A 15,288-nucleotide genomic window follows, 5' to 3' on the forward strand; every position below is an offset into this window, starting at 1 on the left:
CAAGTAGCATAAATTTCAAATGTTATTCTATCAAAAATTATTCATATTCAAGTTTGACAGTAGACCAATTACATTCACAGATAAATACATCCGTATTTACTCTTTTAATCTTGTCTATATGTATATTATCCAATTCTTTAAAAAACTTGCCTTTCATAATTATTGACACTTCATGAAAATGATAATCACTGACTATCTTTTTTACGATGATAAATTTTTTTTTCAGTAATAATTTGACCAATAATTCTATAGGTTTACAAACCTCTATTCCATCTATTTCCATCTTAATTCATATTTATTGGATAACCAATAGGTTTTAACACTGATTTAAAATCATCGACAAATATTTGAGTAGCTCCTCCTTCTCCTAAGTGTGGATTTGCTTTAACGATAGACGTGGCTACATCAATATCTTCCAAAACTTCATAAGCTTGAACTTTATCTCTATAACCAAAAATGTCATGTTTTTTTACTTGAGCACTTCGCCACAATTTTTCTTTTGAACCTCCTGCTGCATCAATACTTGCTTTTGATAAATAAAATTCTGATTGTCCAGGTATGCCACCGTAAATAACGTCACCTTTTTTCAATTTTCCCATTTCCCAATCATCAATTCCCGGATAATCGCCTTTCCCTTGCCAACGGGATGCTTTATCTACTATTTTACAATCCAATCCCAACGGGTCAATCTGTGTATTGGGGTCGAAAACATACCCATACAAAGTGGGATTACCACCTGCCAAACCTATGGGGTCTCGGCTGATGTAGTTTCCAGTCTTTGGATCATAGTACCTGAACCGATTGTAGTACAGCTCCGTATCTTCATCCTCATACTGTCCCTGATAGCGGAACGGCACGAGCGTTCGGTCCCCATGGCATTCCGCCACCTTGCCGTACACATCCAGCAGCATCTCCCATACAAGGTTTCCCCTGCTGTCGTATGCCTGCGCCCGTGCCCCTGCTGTCAGCCTCTCCCGTGTCCGTGCGACTGATGCCCAACTCCATGCTGTCAGCCTCTCCGCCGTCCGGCTTCTGCGCCGGTCGCCCCTGCGGGCGAGCGACTATTCTTCCTGCACGAGCAGGTAGACCGTCGCCGTGCGCGAGGTGTTGTAGATGCGGATGTGGGGCTGGTGTCCGTCGCCCTTCCCGGTGTCGAACGAGAAGTGCTCGGCCGTCATCGACTGCCGCTCCTGTCCGCCGAAACGGCCCTCGTCGGTCGAGAGCACCGGGACATACTTGCCCGGAGCCTGCACCGGAAGTTCGTAGTCGGGAATCGAGGCCGAAGGATGCCAGTTGAAGACGAACAGCAGATCGCCGTGCGAGAAGGCCATCGTCTTGTTTTGCTCGTCCATCAGCAGGTTGAAGGCATAGCCGTCGGCGAGGATCCCGTATTTCTTCGCCAGCCCGATCATCGCCTTGTCGAAATCCCCCAGCCATGCGTAGCGCAGGAATCCGTTCCGGGCCAGCGACCACTGCCTCCGGGCGTGAGCATAGCTCCAGCCGTTGCCCTCGCGCGGGAAGTCGATCCACTCGGGATGCCCGAACTCGTTGCCCATGAAGTTGAGATAGGCCTGTCCGCCGGTGGCGAGGGTCATCAGGCGGATCATCTTGTGCAGGGCCATGCCGCGGTCGATGACGATGTTCTCCGAGGCGCGGTCCATGTGGAAATACATCTCCTTGTCCATCAGCCGGAAGGCGATGGTCTTGTCGCCGACGAGCGCCTGGTCGTGCGACTCGGCATAGGCCACGGTCTTGACTTCGGGCAGCCGGTTGGTCATCACCGACCACATCTCCCAGATGTTCCACTGCTCGTCGGGCACCTCCTTCAGCTGCTTGATCCAGAAGTCGGGGATGGCCATGCCCAGACGGTAGTCGAAGCCGATGCCTCCGTCGGCAATCGGGATGCACATCCCCGGCATGCCGCTCACGTCTTCGGCGATGGTCACGGCCGCAGGCCGGAAATCGTGCACGAGGCGGTTGGCCAGGGTGAGGTAGGTGAGGGCGTCGGTGTTGACCCCTTCGTCGAAGAACCGGTCGCGCGAATTGAACGTGACGTAGCCGTGGTGGTGGTAGATCATCGACGTCACGCCGTCGAAGCGGAAGCCGTCGAAGTGGAATTCGTCGAGCCAGTATTTAACGTTCGACAGCAGGAAATGCCGCACCTCCTCCTTGCCGTAGTCGAAGAGCTTCGAATCCCAGTAGCGCTGATACCCCGCCTCGCCGGGCAGCGAGTAGAGATGGTCGGTGCCGTCGAGTTCGTTGATCCCTTCGTTGAGGTTCTTGACGTAGTGGGCATGCACGAGGTCCATGATCACGGCCAGCCCCAGCTCATGGGCGCGTCGGATCAGCTCCTTCAGCTCCTCGGGGGTGCCGCAGCGCGACGTGGGGGCGAAGAAACTCGACACGTGGTAGCCGAACGAACCGTAGTAGGGATGCTCGGCCACGGCCATCAGCTGCACGGTGTTGTATCCGTCCTTTTGGATGATCGGGAGTATCTTTTCCGTGAATTCGCGGTAGGTTCCCACGCCCTCGCGCTCCTGCGCCATGCCTACATGGGCTTCGTAGATCAGCAGACTGCCGATCGTCGAGGCGTCGAACGCATCGCCCCTCCAGTCGAAGGGTTCCGCGGGGTTCCAGAACTGCGCCGTGTAATTCTTGGTCCCTTCGTCCTGCACCACACGCGTGGCATAGGACGGGATGCGGTCCAGCCAGCCGTTGTCGCCGTGGACGTGGATCTTGTAGAGCGATCCATGGCGCAGCCGGTCGCGATACATCGCCGCGGGGAAAAAGGCGCTCCAGACCCCTGCTTCGTCTTTGTGCATGCGGATTTCGGTGCGCTGCCAGTTGTTGAAGTCGCCGAAGACATAGACGTCGTGGGCCCCGGGCAGCCACTCGCGCAGCCACCATCCGTCCAGCACCTCGTCCCACTGCCAGCCGAAATAGCGGTAGCCGTTGGCGTAGTCGACGATCGATCCGGCCGCGAGTTCGATGTCGGCCATTTTCCGTTCATACCGCTCGTGGCGCAGGTTCATCTGCGTCTCGACGGGTTGGAGCCATTCGTCGTGTTCGACGATCGGGAGTCTTCGGGGCGATTTTTCCATGGGAGTGTCTGTTTTCTACAAAGGTAGTAAAAAGTCGTCCGGGAGCAAAACCGAATTGCATCCGGTGCCGGTTCTGCTTTCCGATTGATAAAAGGTGCCGTTGCGACACTAAATATATGAAAAATTTTTCTATCTTTGTCCACAAACAAAAAAACGTATCCATTATTAATACCTAATTCTACTATGTTCAAGCATCCTAAAGGTTTGATTGCCGCAGCTCTCGCCAATACGGGCGAACGTTTCGGTTTCTACACCATGATGGCCATTCTGACGCTGTTTCTGATGTCGAAATTCGGTATCGACGGCGAGCAGGCCGGGAAAATCTATTCGTTGTTCTATACCTTGATCTACCTCCTGGCGCTTGCCGGCGGTCTGATTGCCGACTGGCTGCGCAACTATAAGGGGACGATCACCGCGGGTATTCTGGTGATGACGGCGGGATATGCCGTGCTGATGATTCCCACCATTGAGTCGAAGGCCGTGGTGATCGGCGCACTGGTGGTGATCGCCTTCGGCAACGGTCTGTTCAAGGGCAACCTCCAGGCTCTCGTGGGGCAGCTTTACGACAACGAGCAGTATGCCAAACTGCGCGACACGGGTTTTCAGATCTTCTACATGTTCATCAACATCGGCGCGGTGTTCGCACCGTTTGCCGCCGTGGGTGTGCGCAACTGGTGGCTCCGCACGCAGGGATTCCTCTATAACTCCGACCTCTCGGCCCTCTGCCACCAGTATATCGGCGGCACGATGAGCCCCGACGTTGCCCAGGGTCGCTTCAGCGAGCTGGCTGCCCAGGTGAGCCTGGGCGGTGCCCCGGCGGACATGGGTGTTTTCGCCCAGAGCTATCTCAACGCCTTCAACACCGGATTCCACTATGCGTTCGGCGTGGCTATCGTTGCGCTGGCCTTCTCGCTGATCGTTTTCCTCGCCAACAAGAAGAAGCTGCCCGATCCCTCGGGTGCCGCCGCTGCCAAGGTGACGCCTTCAAAGGCCGAAATCCAGCAGGATGCGCGTGAGATCAAACAGCGCCTCTATGCCCTGTTCGCCGTCTTCGCCATCGTGATCTTCTTCTGGTTCTCGTTCCACCAGAACGGACTGACGCTGACGCTCTTCGCCCAGGACTACACCCGTCTCGAAATTTTAGGCGTGCCCATCACGGCCGAGATTTTCCAGTCGGCCAACCCCTTCTGCGTGGTGCTCCTCACTCCGGTCGTCATCGCCGTGTTTGCCTGGCTGCGCAACCGCGGCAAGGAGCCTTCGACCCCGATGAAGATCGCAATCGGAATGGGCATCGCCGCATTTGCCTACGTGCTGATGGTCTTCGGCTCGCTGAGCCTTCCCAAACTGGCTGAAGTCCAGGCGCAGGGCGGTCTTTCGTTCGCCGAGCGCGTCTCGCCGTGGCTGCTGGTGGCTACCTACCTGATCCTGACCATCGCCGAACTGTTCATCTCGCCGCTGGGCCTGTCGTTCGTGTCGAAGGTCGCCCCGCAGAAACTCCAGGGTCTGATGCAGGGCTGCTGGCTGGGCGCCACGGCGCTGGGCAACGGCCTGCTGTTCATCGGCCCGATCCTCTACAAGCGCATTTCGATCTCCTTGACGTGGAGCATCTTCGTAATCGTCTGCGCCATCTCGATGTTCGCCATGCTGGCCATGGTCAAATGGCTCGAACGGGTCACGAAATAGACGGGGATCCCCGTTTTGGACAAAGCCGCCGCAGAACTCCTGCGGCGGCTTTGTTTGTCGCCCCGTGAAGCCCGACCTGCTGTGAAGCCCGACCTGCTGTGAAGCCCGACCTGCTGTGAAGCCCGATCTACTGTGGAGCCCGCCCTGTGGAGCCCGCCCCGTGGAGCCCGCCCCGTGCGGCCCTGCGACGATTTTCCCGATCTGCGGACAGCCCCCCCCCTCGACAACGCCTGCAATCCGACTGCCGGGGGCGGTTCCCGCATCCGATTTTGCGCCAAAGAGACTCGTAAAGTCTCCTTTTTTGTCGTTTTTGTCAAAAAACCGGGAAAAACAGAAAACTTTTTTTGTTTTACGGGTTTTCGTGCATATATTTGTACCCGTATCAATAGGATTGGATCATGGATCAGAGGGAACGAATCATTGAACAGGCGATGCACATGTTCGTCTCGCAGGGCATCAAGTCGGTGCGCATGGACGACATTGCGCAGCAGTTGGGCGTTTCGAAACGCACGCTTTACGAACTGTTCGGCGACAAGGAGGGGCTGCTCTACCTGGCGATGGATTGCTATTTCGAAAAGAAACGCGTCGAACGCGCCGCGGCATGTGCCGATGCGCGCAACGTGCTCGAAGCGATGTTCATGGTGCTGGGCAGTGTGATGGACAGCGCCGAGGTCATCCAGCGGCTGCTGAACAGCCTGCGCAAGTTTTACCCGGCGGTGCACGAGAAGATGACGCGCGAAGGCAGCGCCAAGAGCCGCCGCGACCTGCGGGTGATGCTGGAAACGGGTATCGCCGACGGGCTGTTCGTCGGTACGATCAATATCGAGCTGGCCATTTCGGTGCTTTACTACACGGCTTCGGCCATCACCGTGCGCAAGGACCTCATCCTGCCTGCGGGCATGACCGAGCGTGAAGCGTTCGTGCAGATCATCAGCAACTTTTTCCGCGGCATCTCCACGACCAAGGGGCTGCTGCTCGTCGACGACTACCTGAAACGCTACGAGCCGGCCAAAACCGGCCGCCGGATGCAGTAGCCGACGCACGGCACCGGGAGGGGAGGGCCTCGGTCGTCCCGCTCGTCGGCATACGGGATAATGACACATATTTTTACCGGATAATGATGAAACGACTTTTTTTGATCCTTGCCTTCTGTGCGGCAGGCCTCGCCGGAGCTTCGGCGCAGATGCGGCTGACGCTTCCCCAGGCGCTGGATCTCGCCTTGAGCGAAAATCCGACCGTCAAGGTCGCGGAGATGGAGGTGCAGCGCTACGACTACGTGAAGCGCCAGGCGTGGGGCAACCTGCTGCCGCAGCTTTCGGTGTCGGGCAACTACACCCGTTCGATCGTGAAGTCCGAGATGCGCGGCGGCATTTCGTTCGGCGCCGATAACACCTTCGCCGTGCAGGGCGATCTGTCGCTGCCGCTCTTCGCGCCGTCGGTCTACCGCACGCTGAAGATGAACGACGCGCAGATGGCCACGGCCGTGGAGGCCGCACGCGCCTCGCGCATCGACCTGGCGGCCGAGGTGAAGAAGGCCTTTTACAACATCCTGCTCGCCGAGCAGTCGCTTGCCGTGCTCCGCGAGTCGGAGACCACGGTGCGGCATACGGTCGACGATACACAGGTGCAGTACAACCACGGGCTGGCCTCGGAATACGACCTGCTGACGGCGCAGGTGCAGCTGAGCAACCTCAAGCCCACGATTCTCCAGACCGAAAATTCGATCAAGCTGGCCAAGCTGATGCTCAAGATGTACCTTTCGATTCCCGAGGAGGTGGAGATCGAGGTGGTGGGCGAGCTGGACGCCCTGCGCGACGAAGTGCTGGCCGGGACGGACGGGCTGACCACCGACGTGGCGGAGAACTCCGACCTGCGCTCGCTCGACCTGCAGGAGGAGGTCCTCCGCCGTTCGCTCAAGGCGGCCAATGCGGGGCGCCTGCCGACGCTCGCGGCCTTCGGGTCGGTCTCCTATACGGGTAACGACATGGAGCCCTTCAAATTCGGCGGTGCCTCCACCGCGACGGACGATTCCAAATATTTCTGGACCCATCCGATCTCGGTCGGTCTGCAACTCTCGGTCCCCATCTTCTCGGGTCTGACGAAGATGAACCGGTCGCGCGAGCTGAAAAACCAGATTGCGCAGCTGACGCTTCAGCGCGATTATGCCCGGCAGCAGATCGAGGTGCAGGTGCGCTCGGCGCTGAATGACCTGCTGACCGCCCGCGAGACGATGTACACCCAGGAGCTGACCGTCGAGCAGGCTCGCAAGGCCTACCAGATCTCCGACACCCGTTACCGGGCGGGCGCGGGGACGATCCTCGAGCTCAACAGCGCACAACTCGCGCAGACGCAGGCGCAGCTGAACTTCTCGCAGGCGATCTTCGACTACCTTTCGGCCAAGGCCGAGTACGACCGCATCATCGGCCGCGAACACGAAACCGGCGGCGAACACGAAAATAAATAAAAAACCAGGATAAGGAACGTTATGAAACGAATCGTGATTTTGTGCATCGCCGCTCTCTCTTTCGCCGGCTGCACGGGTAAGAAAGGCGTGACCGCCGTTGCGGAAGACAAAGGCGTGCTGACCAAAAGCGCCGTTGCCGAAGAGGCTTCCGTGCGGCTCACGGAGGTCTTCACCTCCGAGATCGAGCCTTACCGGGAGAACGACATCACCCCGGCGGCTTCGGGTGTGCACATCGACAAGATCAACGTCGAGGTGGGCGATCCGGTGCGCGAGGGCCAGCTCCTTGTGACGCTCGACCCCACGCAGTATACCCAGCAGCTGGTGCAGCTGAAGACCGTCGAGGACGACTACAACCGCCTGCTGCCGGTCTACGAGGCCGGAGGCATCTCGGCCCAGCAGATCGAGCAGGCCAAGGCCCAGCTGGACGTGCAGCGCGAGGTGGTCGCCAACCTCAGGAAGAACATCGAGGTGCGTTCGCCCATTTCGGGCGTCGTCACGGCGCGCAACTATGAGTCCGGCGACCTGTTCGCCCAGCAGCCGATCCTGCACATCATGCAGATCGATCCGCTGAAGGTCATCGCCAACATTTCGGAGCAGTATTTCCCCAACGTGAAGGAGGGTATGCCGGTGCAGCTGGCCGTCGACATCTTCCCCGACGAGGAGTTTACGGGCACGGTGTCGCTGATCTACCCGGCACTCGACCCCACGACCCGCACCTTCAAGGTCGAGGTCAAGGTCCCCAACGCCCGGCGCCGGCTGCGTCCGGGCATGTATGCGCGTGCGACCTTCGACATGGGCAGCAAGGAGGGTGTGCTGGTCCCCGACGTAGCCGTGCAGAAGCAGATCGGTTCGTCGGAGCGCTACCTCTATGTCATCGTCGGTGACTCGGTTGCCGAGCGCCGTTCGGTCAAGGTGGGACGCCAGATCGGCGACCGCGTGGACATCCTCTCGGGTGTCGAAGCGGGTGAGCCGGTAGCCGTTACGGCCTTGTCGAAACTTTTCGACGGCGCCAAAGTGGAAATTAAAAAAGACTAAAACAGCCCCTTTCCGATGAAAATTTACGAAAGCGCGGTCCGCAAACCGATCTCCACGATCCTGCTGTTTGTCGGCGTGATGGTCTTCGGACTCTTCTCGCTGACACACCTGGCCGTGGACCAGTATCCCGAGATCGAGATACCCCAGATTTCGGTGATCACGATGTATCCGGGCGCCAATGCCGCCGACATCGAGACCAACATCACCCGTGTGCTGGAGGACAACCTCAACACGGTGAGCAACCTCAGGAAACTGACCTCCAAGTCGCAGGATAACGTCTCGATGATCACCATCGAGTTCGAATACGGCTCCGACCTGAACGAAGGGGCCAATGAAATCCGCGACGTGGTCTCGCGCGTGCAGTCGATGCTGCCCGAAGGCATCGACTACCCGACGATTTTCAAGTTCTCGACCTCGATGATCCCCGTGATGATGATCGCCGTCACGGCCGAGGAGAGCTACCCGGCGCTGAACAAGATCCTCGACGACAAGCTGGTCAACGTGCTCAACCGCGTCGACGGCGTGGGTGCCGTGTCGATCGTCGGCGCCCCCGAACGCGAGGTGCAGGTCAACGTCGACCCGGCCCGGCTGGAGGCCTACAACCTGACCGTCGAGCAGCTGGGGCAGATCATCGCCGCCGAGAATGTCAACATCCCCAGCGGTACGATCGATGTGGGCAACAACACCTTCAACATCAAGGCCGACGGTGAGTTCCATCTCTCGGACGAACTGCGCAAGGTCGTGGTGTCGAACGCCGGGGGCCGCACGGTGAAACTTTCGGATGTGGCCCAGATCCGCGATACGCTCGAAAAGGCCACGATGGACGAGCGCGTCAACGGCCAGCGCGGCGTGCGCGTGATGTTCCAGAAACAGTCGGGAGCCAACACCGTGAATATCGTCCATGAAATCCAGTCGCGTCTGCCCGAGATCCAGAAAACCCTCCCGAAGGATGTCCGGATGGAGCTGATTTTCGAAGGTTCGCAGGAGATCACCGACGCCATCGGGTCGCTCTCGGAGACCATTCTCTACGCCTTCGTCTTCGTCGTGCTGGTGGTGATGGCCTTCCTCGGGCGCTGGCGTGCGACGCTGATCATATGCATGACGATCCCCGTGTCGCTGATCTGTTCGTTCATCTACCTCTTCGCCACGGGCTCCACGCTGAACATCATCTCGCTCTCGTCGCTCTCCATCGCCATCGGTATGGTGGTCGACGACGCCATCGTGGTGCTGGAGAACATCACCTCGCACATCGAGCGGGGTTCGAACCCGAAGGAGGCGGCCATCTATGCCACCAACGAGGTGTGGCTGTCGGTCATCGCTACGACACTGGTGGTTGTTGCGGTGTTCCTGCCGCTGACGATGGTTCCGGGCATGGCGGGTATCCTGTTCCGCGAACTGGGCTGGATCGTGACGATCGTGGTCTGTGTTTCGACCATGGCGGCCATTTCGCTGACCCCGATGATGTCGGCCTACCTGCTCAAACTCGACGGCGGTGAACACGACTACAAGGGCTTCGGCGTGGTCTACAAGCCGATCGACCGGGCGCTCGAATGGCTCGACAGCGCCTATGCCCGTTCGCTCGACTGGGTCGTACGCCACCGCCGGATCACCTTCTTCTCGATGATGTCGATCTTCGTCGTGTCGCTGGGACTGCTGACGCGTGTTCCCTCCGAGTTTTTCCCGCCCTCGGACAACGGCCGCATTTCGGCCATGGTCGAACTGGAGCAGAACGTCGGTGTCGACTACACGGCGCGCATCGCCCGGCAGATCGACAGCATCATCTATGCGAAATATCCCGAGATCGTGCTCGTCTCGGCGTCGGCCGGCGCCAACTCGTCGGACAACGCCTTTGCGGCGATGCAGACCACCGGTTCGCACATCATCAACTACAACGTGCGCCTGAGCGACGTGGCGGAGCGCGAACGGTCGATCTACGTCATCTCCGACCTGCTGCGCGGCGATCTGTCCCGGATTCCCGAAATCCGCCAGTATACGGTCACTCCCGGCGGACAGTCGGGCAGCATGAGCGGTTCGGCAACGGTGAACGTCAAGGTCTTCGGTTATGACATGGATGTGACGAACGCCGTAGCCAACGACCTGAAGGAGAAGATGCGCCATCTGGCGGGCGTCCGCGACGTGAAACTTTCGCGCGACGATCTGCGCCCCGAGTACAACGTGGTCTTCGACCGCGACCGGCTGTCGTACTACGGCATCAGCAGCGCCGAGGCGTCGCAGGCCGTGCGTAACCGCATCGACGGTCTCGTGGCCTCGAAATATCGCGAGGACGGCGACGAGTACGACATCATCGTGCGTTATGCCGAGCCGTTCCGCAACCGCATCGAGGATGTCGGCAACATCACGCTCTACAACGCGCAGGGCCGCCCCGTGAAACTCAAGGAGGTGGGAACCGTCACGGAGGAGTACGCTGCGCCGATGATCGAGCGCGAGAACCGCCAGCGTGTCATTTCGGTCCAGTCGACCCTCGGGGCCGGCGTTGCCCTGGGCGAAGTGGTTGCCGAGGTCGAGAAACTCATCGCCGGCTATCCTGTGCCCGACGGCGTGGACCTCGAGGTGGGCGGTACGGTCGAGGACCAGGGCGACGCCTTCAGCGACCTGGGGACGCTACTCATCCTGATCGTCATTCTGGTCTATATCGTGATGGCCACGCAGTTCGAGTCGCTCAAGTTCCCGTTCATCATCATGTTCACCATTCCGTTTGCCTTCACGGGCGTGTTCCTCGCGCTGTGGATGACCTCCACGCCGCTGTCGCTGATCGCTCTGATCGGAGCCATCATGCTGGTGGGTATCGTGACGAAGAACGGTATCGTGATGGTGGACTACATGAACCTGCTGATCGAGCGCGGTTCGGGAGTCTTCGACGCGGTGATCGCCGGCGGCAAGAGCCGTCTGCGCCCGGTGCTGATGACCTCGTTCACGACCATTCTGGGCATGCTGCCGCTGGCGATCGGCACGGGAGCCGGTTCCGAGACGTGGCAGCCGATGGGTATTGCCGTGATCGGCGGTCTGACCTTCTCGACCATCCTCACGCTGTTCATCGTTCCGGTGCTCTACTCGATCCTCGTGAACCGCTCGCAGCGCAAGGAGCGCGAGAAACTGGCGCGCCTCGCGGCCGAACATCAGGCAAGTGTACATTAATAAAGGGAAACGACTATGAAAGCAGTATTTTTGTCATACAACCAGGCGCTGACCGACCGGGTGAACGCCATTCTCGACGAGCAGGGTATCCGCGGCTTCACCAAATGGGCCCTGACCGAGGGTCGCGGCTCGGTCGACGGCGAACCCCACTACGGCACGCATGCGTGGCCTTCGATGAACGCCTCGATTCTGGCCATCGTCGACGATGAGAAGGTTGCTCCGCTGATGGAAGCCTTCCGCCAGATGGACGCAGCGACCCGGATGCAGGGGTCCCGGGCGTTTGTCTGGAATATCGAAAGCGGATTCTGATTCCGCAGCATGCGGCTTTCCTTGCCGCATATCCCTTCTGCGGGGCGAACGGAATGTACTCGGGTACGATCCGTCCGCCCCGTTTTTCTGCCCCCCCCGGCCTGCTCCCTGGCTTCGACCTGCTCTGTTCTGACCTGACCTGACCTGCTCTGTTCTGACCTGACCTGCCTTGCCCCGACCAGACCTGACCTGATATTCCCGCCCCTTGCTCCTACCCGATCCCGGCCTCCCCAATCCCTTCCGGCTTCTCGTCCCTCTCTGCCCGCTCCCTCCCGACATGCTCGTCCCTCCCGAATTTCCGTCCTGATCCGCAGTCCCGAAGGCTCCGCCCGGAGCCGGATGGGATCCGGATGCGGCTCCGGGCGGGGCGAAAAGTGAAGCAATGCGCCGCAACGTGCCGGGAATTGCGCGATTTTTTCTACATTTGCATCCATGAAACTCACCTTTCTGGGAACTGGTACTTCGCAGGGCGTACCCGTCATCGGCTGCCGCTGCGAGGTCTGCACGTCGGAGGACTGGCGCGACAGGCGCCTGCGCACCTCGGCGCTGGTCGAGACGCGCGGCGTGCGCATCGTCATCGACGCCGGGCCCGATTTCCGTTATCAGATGCTTCGCACGGGCGTGCGGCATCTCGATGCCATTCTGCTGACCCACGAGCACAAGGACCATATCGGCGGTCTCGACGATGTGCGGGCCTTCAATTTCGTCGACTATCCGCCGACCGTCCACAAGGTCCATATCTGGGCAGCCCCGCGGGCCCTGAAGGCCGTGCGCAAGGATTTCGACTATGCCTTTGCGCAGGACAAATACCGCGGAGTGCCGGAAATCGAACTGCACGAAATCGACACTTCGCGTCCGTTCCGGATCGGGGAGGTGGAGATCGTGCCCGTGTCGGGCCACCATTCCGAGCGCTTCGAGGTCACGGGCTTCCGCTTCGGACCGCTGGCCTACCTGACGGACTTCAAGACCATCGAGGAGTCCGAGGTCGAAAAACTGATCGGGACGCAGACTCTGGTGGTCAATGCGTTGCGTTTTGCGCCGCATCCTTCGCACTTCAACCTTGCGGAGGCGCTGTCGTTGATCCGCCGCATCGGTCCGCGCGAGGCGTATATCACGCATATGTCCCACGAACTCGGCCTCCACGCCGCGACGGATGCGCTGCTTCCTCCGGGCGTGCATCTGGCTTACGACATGTTGGAAATCGAAATAAACGACTGATATGAAAACACTCAAGGATCGGGTAATCGTCATTACGGGCGCTTCGTCGGGTATCGGCGAGGCGATGGCGAAGGTATATGCCGGCCAGGGCGCAAAAGTGGTGCTCGGGGCGCGCAACGTGCAGAAATTGCAGCTTCTTGCGGGAGAGATCCGTGCCCGGGGCGGGCAGGCGGCCTATTGCGGGGTGGACGTGACGCAGCCCGGGGAGTGCCGGGAGCTGATCGAAACCGCCGTTCGGGAGTTCGGCGGTCTGGATGTGCTGATCTGCAATGCGGGCATTTCGATGCGCGCCATCTTCGACGACGTGGACCTCGATGTGCTGCACCGGCTGATGGATGTCAACTTCTGGGGTACGGTCTATTGTTGCAAGTTCGCATTGCCCTACCTGCAGGCGTCGAAAGGCTCCGTCGTGGGCATCTCCTCCGTCGCCGGGCTGCACGGACTGCCGGGCCGCACGGGCTATTCGGCTTCGAAATACGCCATGACGGGATTCCTCGAAACGCTGCGCATCGAGAACCTCAAAAAGGGACTCCATGTGATGATCGCCTGCCCGGGCTTCACGGCCTCGAACGTCCGTTTTTCGGCCCTCACGGCCGACGGGAAACAGCAGGGCGAAACCCCGCGCGACGAGGCGAAGATGATGACCCCCGAGGAGGTGGCCCGCATCGTGGCGAAGGGCATCCTGAAGCGCCGGCGCCTCTGCCTGATGGAGAGTGAGGGGCGTGCGACGCACTTCGTCAAGAAGTTCGCCCCGGCGTTCCTCGACCGGATGTTCTATCTGGTGATGTCCCGCGAGCCGGACTCGCCTTTCAAATAGCCGGAAATCGGATGACGGGGAGCGGGAACTTTCGACAGGTTCCCGCCTTTTTTGAGCCCGTTCCTCAGGCGCTTTTTCGGGCGGCTTGATGCCGCTGCCGAGTGCCTTGAAAACGCCCTCTGGGGCCGATTTTGGACAAATTCCGCATCCGATTGCACAAAATCAAAGGTAATTGGAGCGGTTTTGAAGATCAATTCTTCAATTTTCAGGGTGTGTGCGGGGGCTTATCGGTAATTTTACTTTCGGAAAAAAGTAAAACCTCAACCAAAAAACCTGACTCGCTCATGAGAAGAAATTTTCGCCCCATTCTGGGTCTCCTTTCGCTGCTTGTGCTGGGTTCGTGTGCTGCGGACCGCTCCCCCGAAATCGCATCGCTGAAACATGCCGTCGGAGTCGCCGACAGCCAACTGCTGGACGCGGCCGCCGAACTCGACACGACGAACTGCTTTCCCCGTTCGCTGATGCCCAAATTCCGGGCCGTCGATGCCAAGGACTGGACGAGCGGATTCTTCCCCGGATCGCTCTGGCAGTGCTACCGCCTCACGGGCAACGAAAAACTCCTTGCCGAAGCGAAGAAATACACCGACCGGCTGGAGGGTATACAATATTATAAAGGGACGCACGACCTGGGCTTCATGGTCTTCTGCAGCTACGGCCAGCAGATGCAGACCTTGCATGACCGACACTCGGAAGAGGTGATCGTCGAGGCGGCCAAGAGCCTCATCTCGCGCTGCGACCCCCGCATCGGCGTGATTCGTTCGTGGGATTTCGGCGCGTGGAACTACCCGGTGATCATCGACAACATGATGAACCTCGAGATGCTCTTTTGGGCCTCGAAACACACGGGTGACCCGGTCTACCGCGACGTGGCGGTCCGCCATGCCGACATCACGCTGAAGAACCATTTCCGCGACGACGCCAGTTCGTTCCATGTCGTGAGCTACAACGACGACGGCACGATCGAGAGCCGTGGTACGTTCCAGGGCTATTCCGACTCTTCGGCATGGGCCCGCGGCCAGGCGTGGGGGCTCTACGGCTACACGATGTGCTACCGTGAGACGGGCGATGCGAAATACCTGAAGCACGCTGAACGGATCGCCGACTTCATCATGCACCATCCCAACACCCCCGTCGACCGCATTCCCTACTGGGACTACAACGCTCCGAACATCCCCGATGCTCCGCGCGACGCTTCGGCTGCGGCTGTCGTCTCGTCGGCGCTGTTCGAACTTTCGACGCTGGTTCCCGAAGGCGACGGCAAGAAGTATTTCGACTATGCCGAGATGCTGCTGATGACCCTCTCGTCGGAGTCGTATCTGGCCGAGCCGGGGACCAACGGCGGTTTCATCCTGATGCACAGCGTCGGCCATCTGCCTGCCGAGAGCGAGATCGACACCCCGCTCAACTATGCGGACTACTACTACCTCGAGGCCATCGGGCGCTACCTGGCGCTGCGAGGCCTCGATGCGCGGCGTATCTGATTCCGATACCGAAAATCCAACATA

General features: G+C 59.3%; 12 protein-coding genes. 9 read left to right on the forward strand and 3 right to left on the reverse strand.

Annotated elements, in window-relative coordinates:
• Positions 1–37 precede the first annotated feature (37 nt).
• The 3 genes from QZ460_RS08650 to QZ460_RS08660 all read right to left on the reverse strand — a co-directional run bounded on the left by QZ460_RS08650 (position 38) and on the right by QZ460_RS08660 (position 3,101).
• Positions 38–283 carry an AraC family transcriptional regulator gene (locus tag QZ460_RS08650; protein ID WP_290541176.1) on the reverse strand — a complete coding sequence of 82 codons (246 nt, stop codon included), beginning with the start codon at positions 281–283 and terminating at the stop codon, positions 38–40.
• 1 nt (position 284) lies between these two features.
• On the reverse strand, positions 285–911 hold the full coding sequence (locus QZ460_RS08655; protein ID WP_290541177.1) for an RHS repeat-associated core domain-containing protein: 627 nt from the start codon (positions 909–911) through the stop codon (positions 285–287).
• Positions 912–1,061: 150 nt separating this feature from the next.
• Positions 1,062–3,101 carry an alpha-amylase family glycosyl hydrolase gene (locus tag QZ460_RS08660; protein ID WP_290541178.1) on the reverse strand — a complete coding sequence of 680 codons (2,040 nt, stop codon included), beginning with the start codon at positions 3,099–3,101 and terminating at the stop codon, positions 1,062–1,064.
• A gap of 183 nt (positions 3,102–3,284) precedes the next feature.
• Between QZ460_RS08660 and QZ460_RS08665 the strand changes: the two genes are divergently transcribed.
• From QZ460_RS08665 to QZ460_RS08705, 9 genes are all read left to right on the forward strand, one after another.
• Positions 3,285–4,784 carry a peptide MFS transporter gene (locus tag QZ460_RS08665; protein WP_290541179.1) on the forward strand — a complete coding sequence of 500 codons (1,500 nt, stop codon included), beginning with the start codon at positions 3,285–3,287 and terminating at the stop codon, positions 4,782–4,784.
• 398 nt (positions 4,785–5,182) lie between these two features.
• A complete protein-coding gene (locus QZ460_RS08670; protein WP_290541180.1) occupies positions 5,183–5,818 on the forward strand; it encodes a TetR/AcrR family transcriptional regulator in 636 nt (211 codons plus the stop codon).
• An 83-nt stretch (positions 5,819–5,901) separates the two neighbouring features.
• The gene (locus QZ460_RS08675; RefSeq protein ID WP_366935006.1) at positions 5,902–7,248 is read left to right on the forward strand and encodes a TolC family protein; all 1,347 of its coding nucleotides are present in this window, start codon (positions 5,902–5,904) and stop codon (positions 7,246–7,248) included.
• A 21-nt stretch (positions 7,249–7,269) separates the two neighbouring features.
• On the forward strand, positions 7,270–8,283 hold the full coding sequence (locus QZ460_RS08680; RefSeq protein ID WP_290541182.1) for an efflux RND transporter periplasmic adaptor subunit: 1,014 nt from the start codon (positions 7,270–7,272) through the stop codon (positions 8,281–8,283).
• 15 nt (positions 8,284–8,298) lie between these two features.
• On the forward strand, positions 8,299–11,439 hold the full coding sequence (locus tag QZ460_RS08685; RefSeq protein ID WP_290541183.1) for an efflux RND transporter permease subunit: 3,141 nt from the start codon (positions 8,299–8,301) through the stop codon (positions 11,437–11,439).
• Between the two features lie 15 nt (positions 11,440–11,454).
• Positions 11,455–11,748, forward strand: a complete 294-nt coding sequence (locus QZ460_RS08690; RefSeq protein ID WP_290541184.1) for a PG0541 family transporter-associated protein — start codon at positions 11,455–11,457, stop codon at positions 11,746–11,748.
• A gap of 432 nt (positions 11,749–12,180) precedes the next feature.
• Positions 12,181–12,966, forward strand: coding sequence for an MBL fold metallo-hydrolase (locus QZ460_RS08695; RefSeq protein ID WP_290541185.1), 786 nt, complete (start codon positions 12,181–12,183; stop codon positions 12,964–12,966).
• 1 nt (position 12,967) lies between these two features.
• Entirely contained in the window at positions 12,968–13,783 is an 816-nt protein-coding gene (locus tag QZ460_RS08700; RefSeq protein WP_290541186.1) for an SDR family oxidoreductase, read from the forward strand.
• A 284-nt stretch (positions 13,784–14,067) separates the two neighbouring features.
• Positions 14,068–15,264 (forward strand): glycoside hydrolase family 88 protein, encoded by a 1,197-nt coding sequence (locus tag QZ460_RS08705; RefSeq protein WP_290541187.1) that lies wholly within the window; start codon positions 14,068–14,070, stop codon positions 15,262–15,264.
• Positions 15,265–15,288 lie beyond the last annotated feature (24 nt).

Source organism: Alistipes sp. (assembly GCF_020026455.1).
Taxonomy (GTDB): Bacteria; Bacteroidota; Bacteroidia; order Bacteroidales; family Rikenellaceae; genus Alistipes.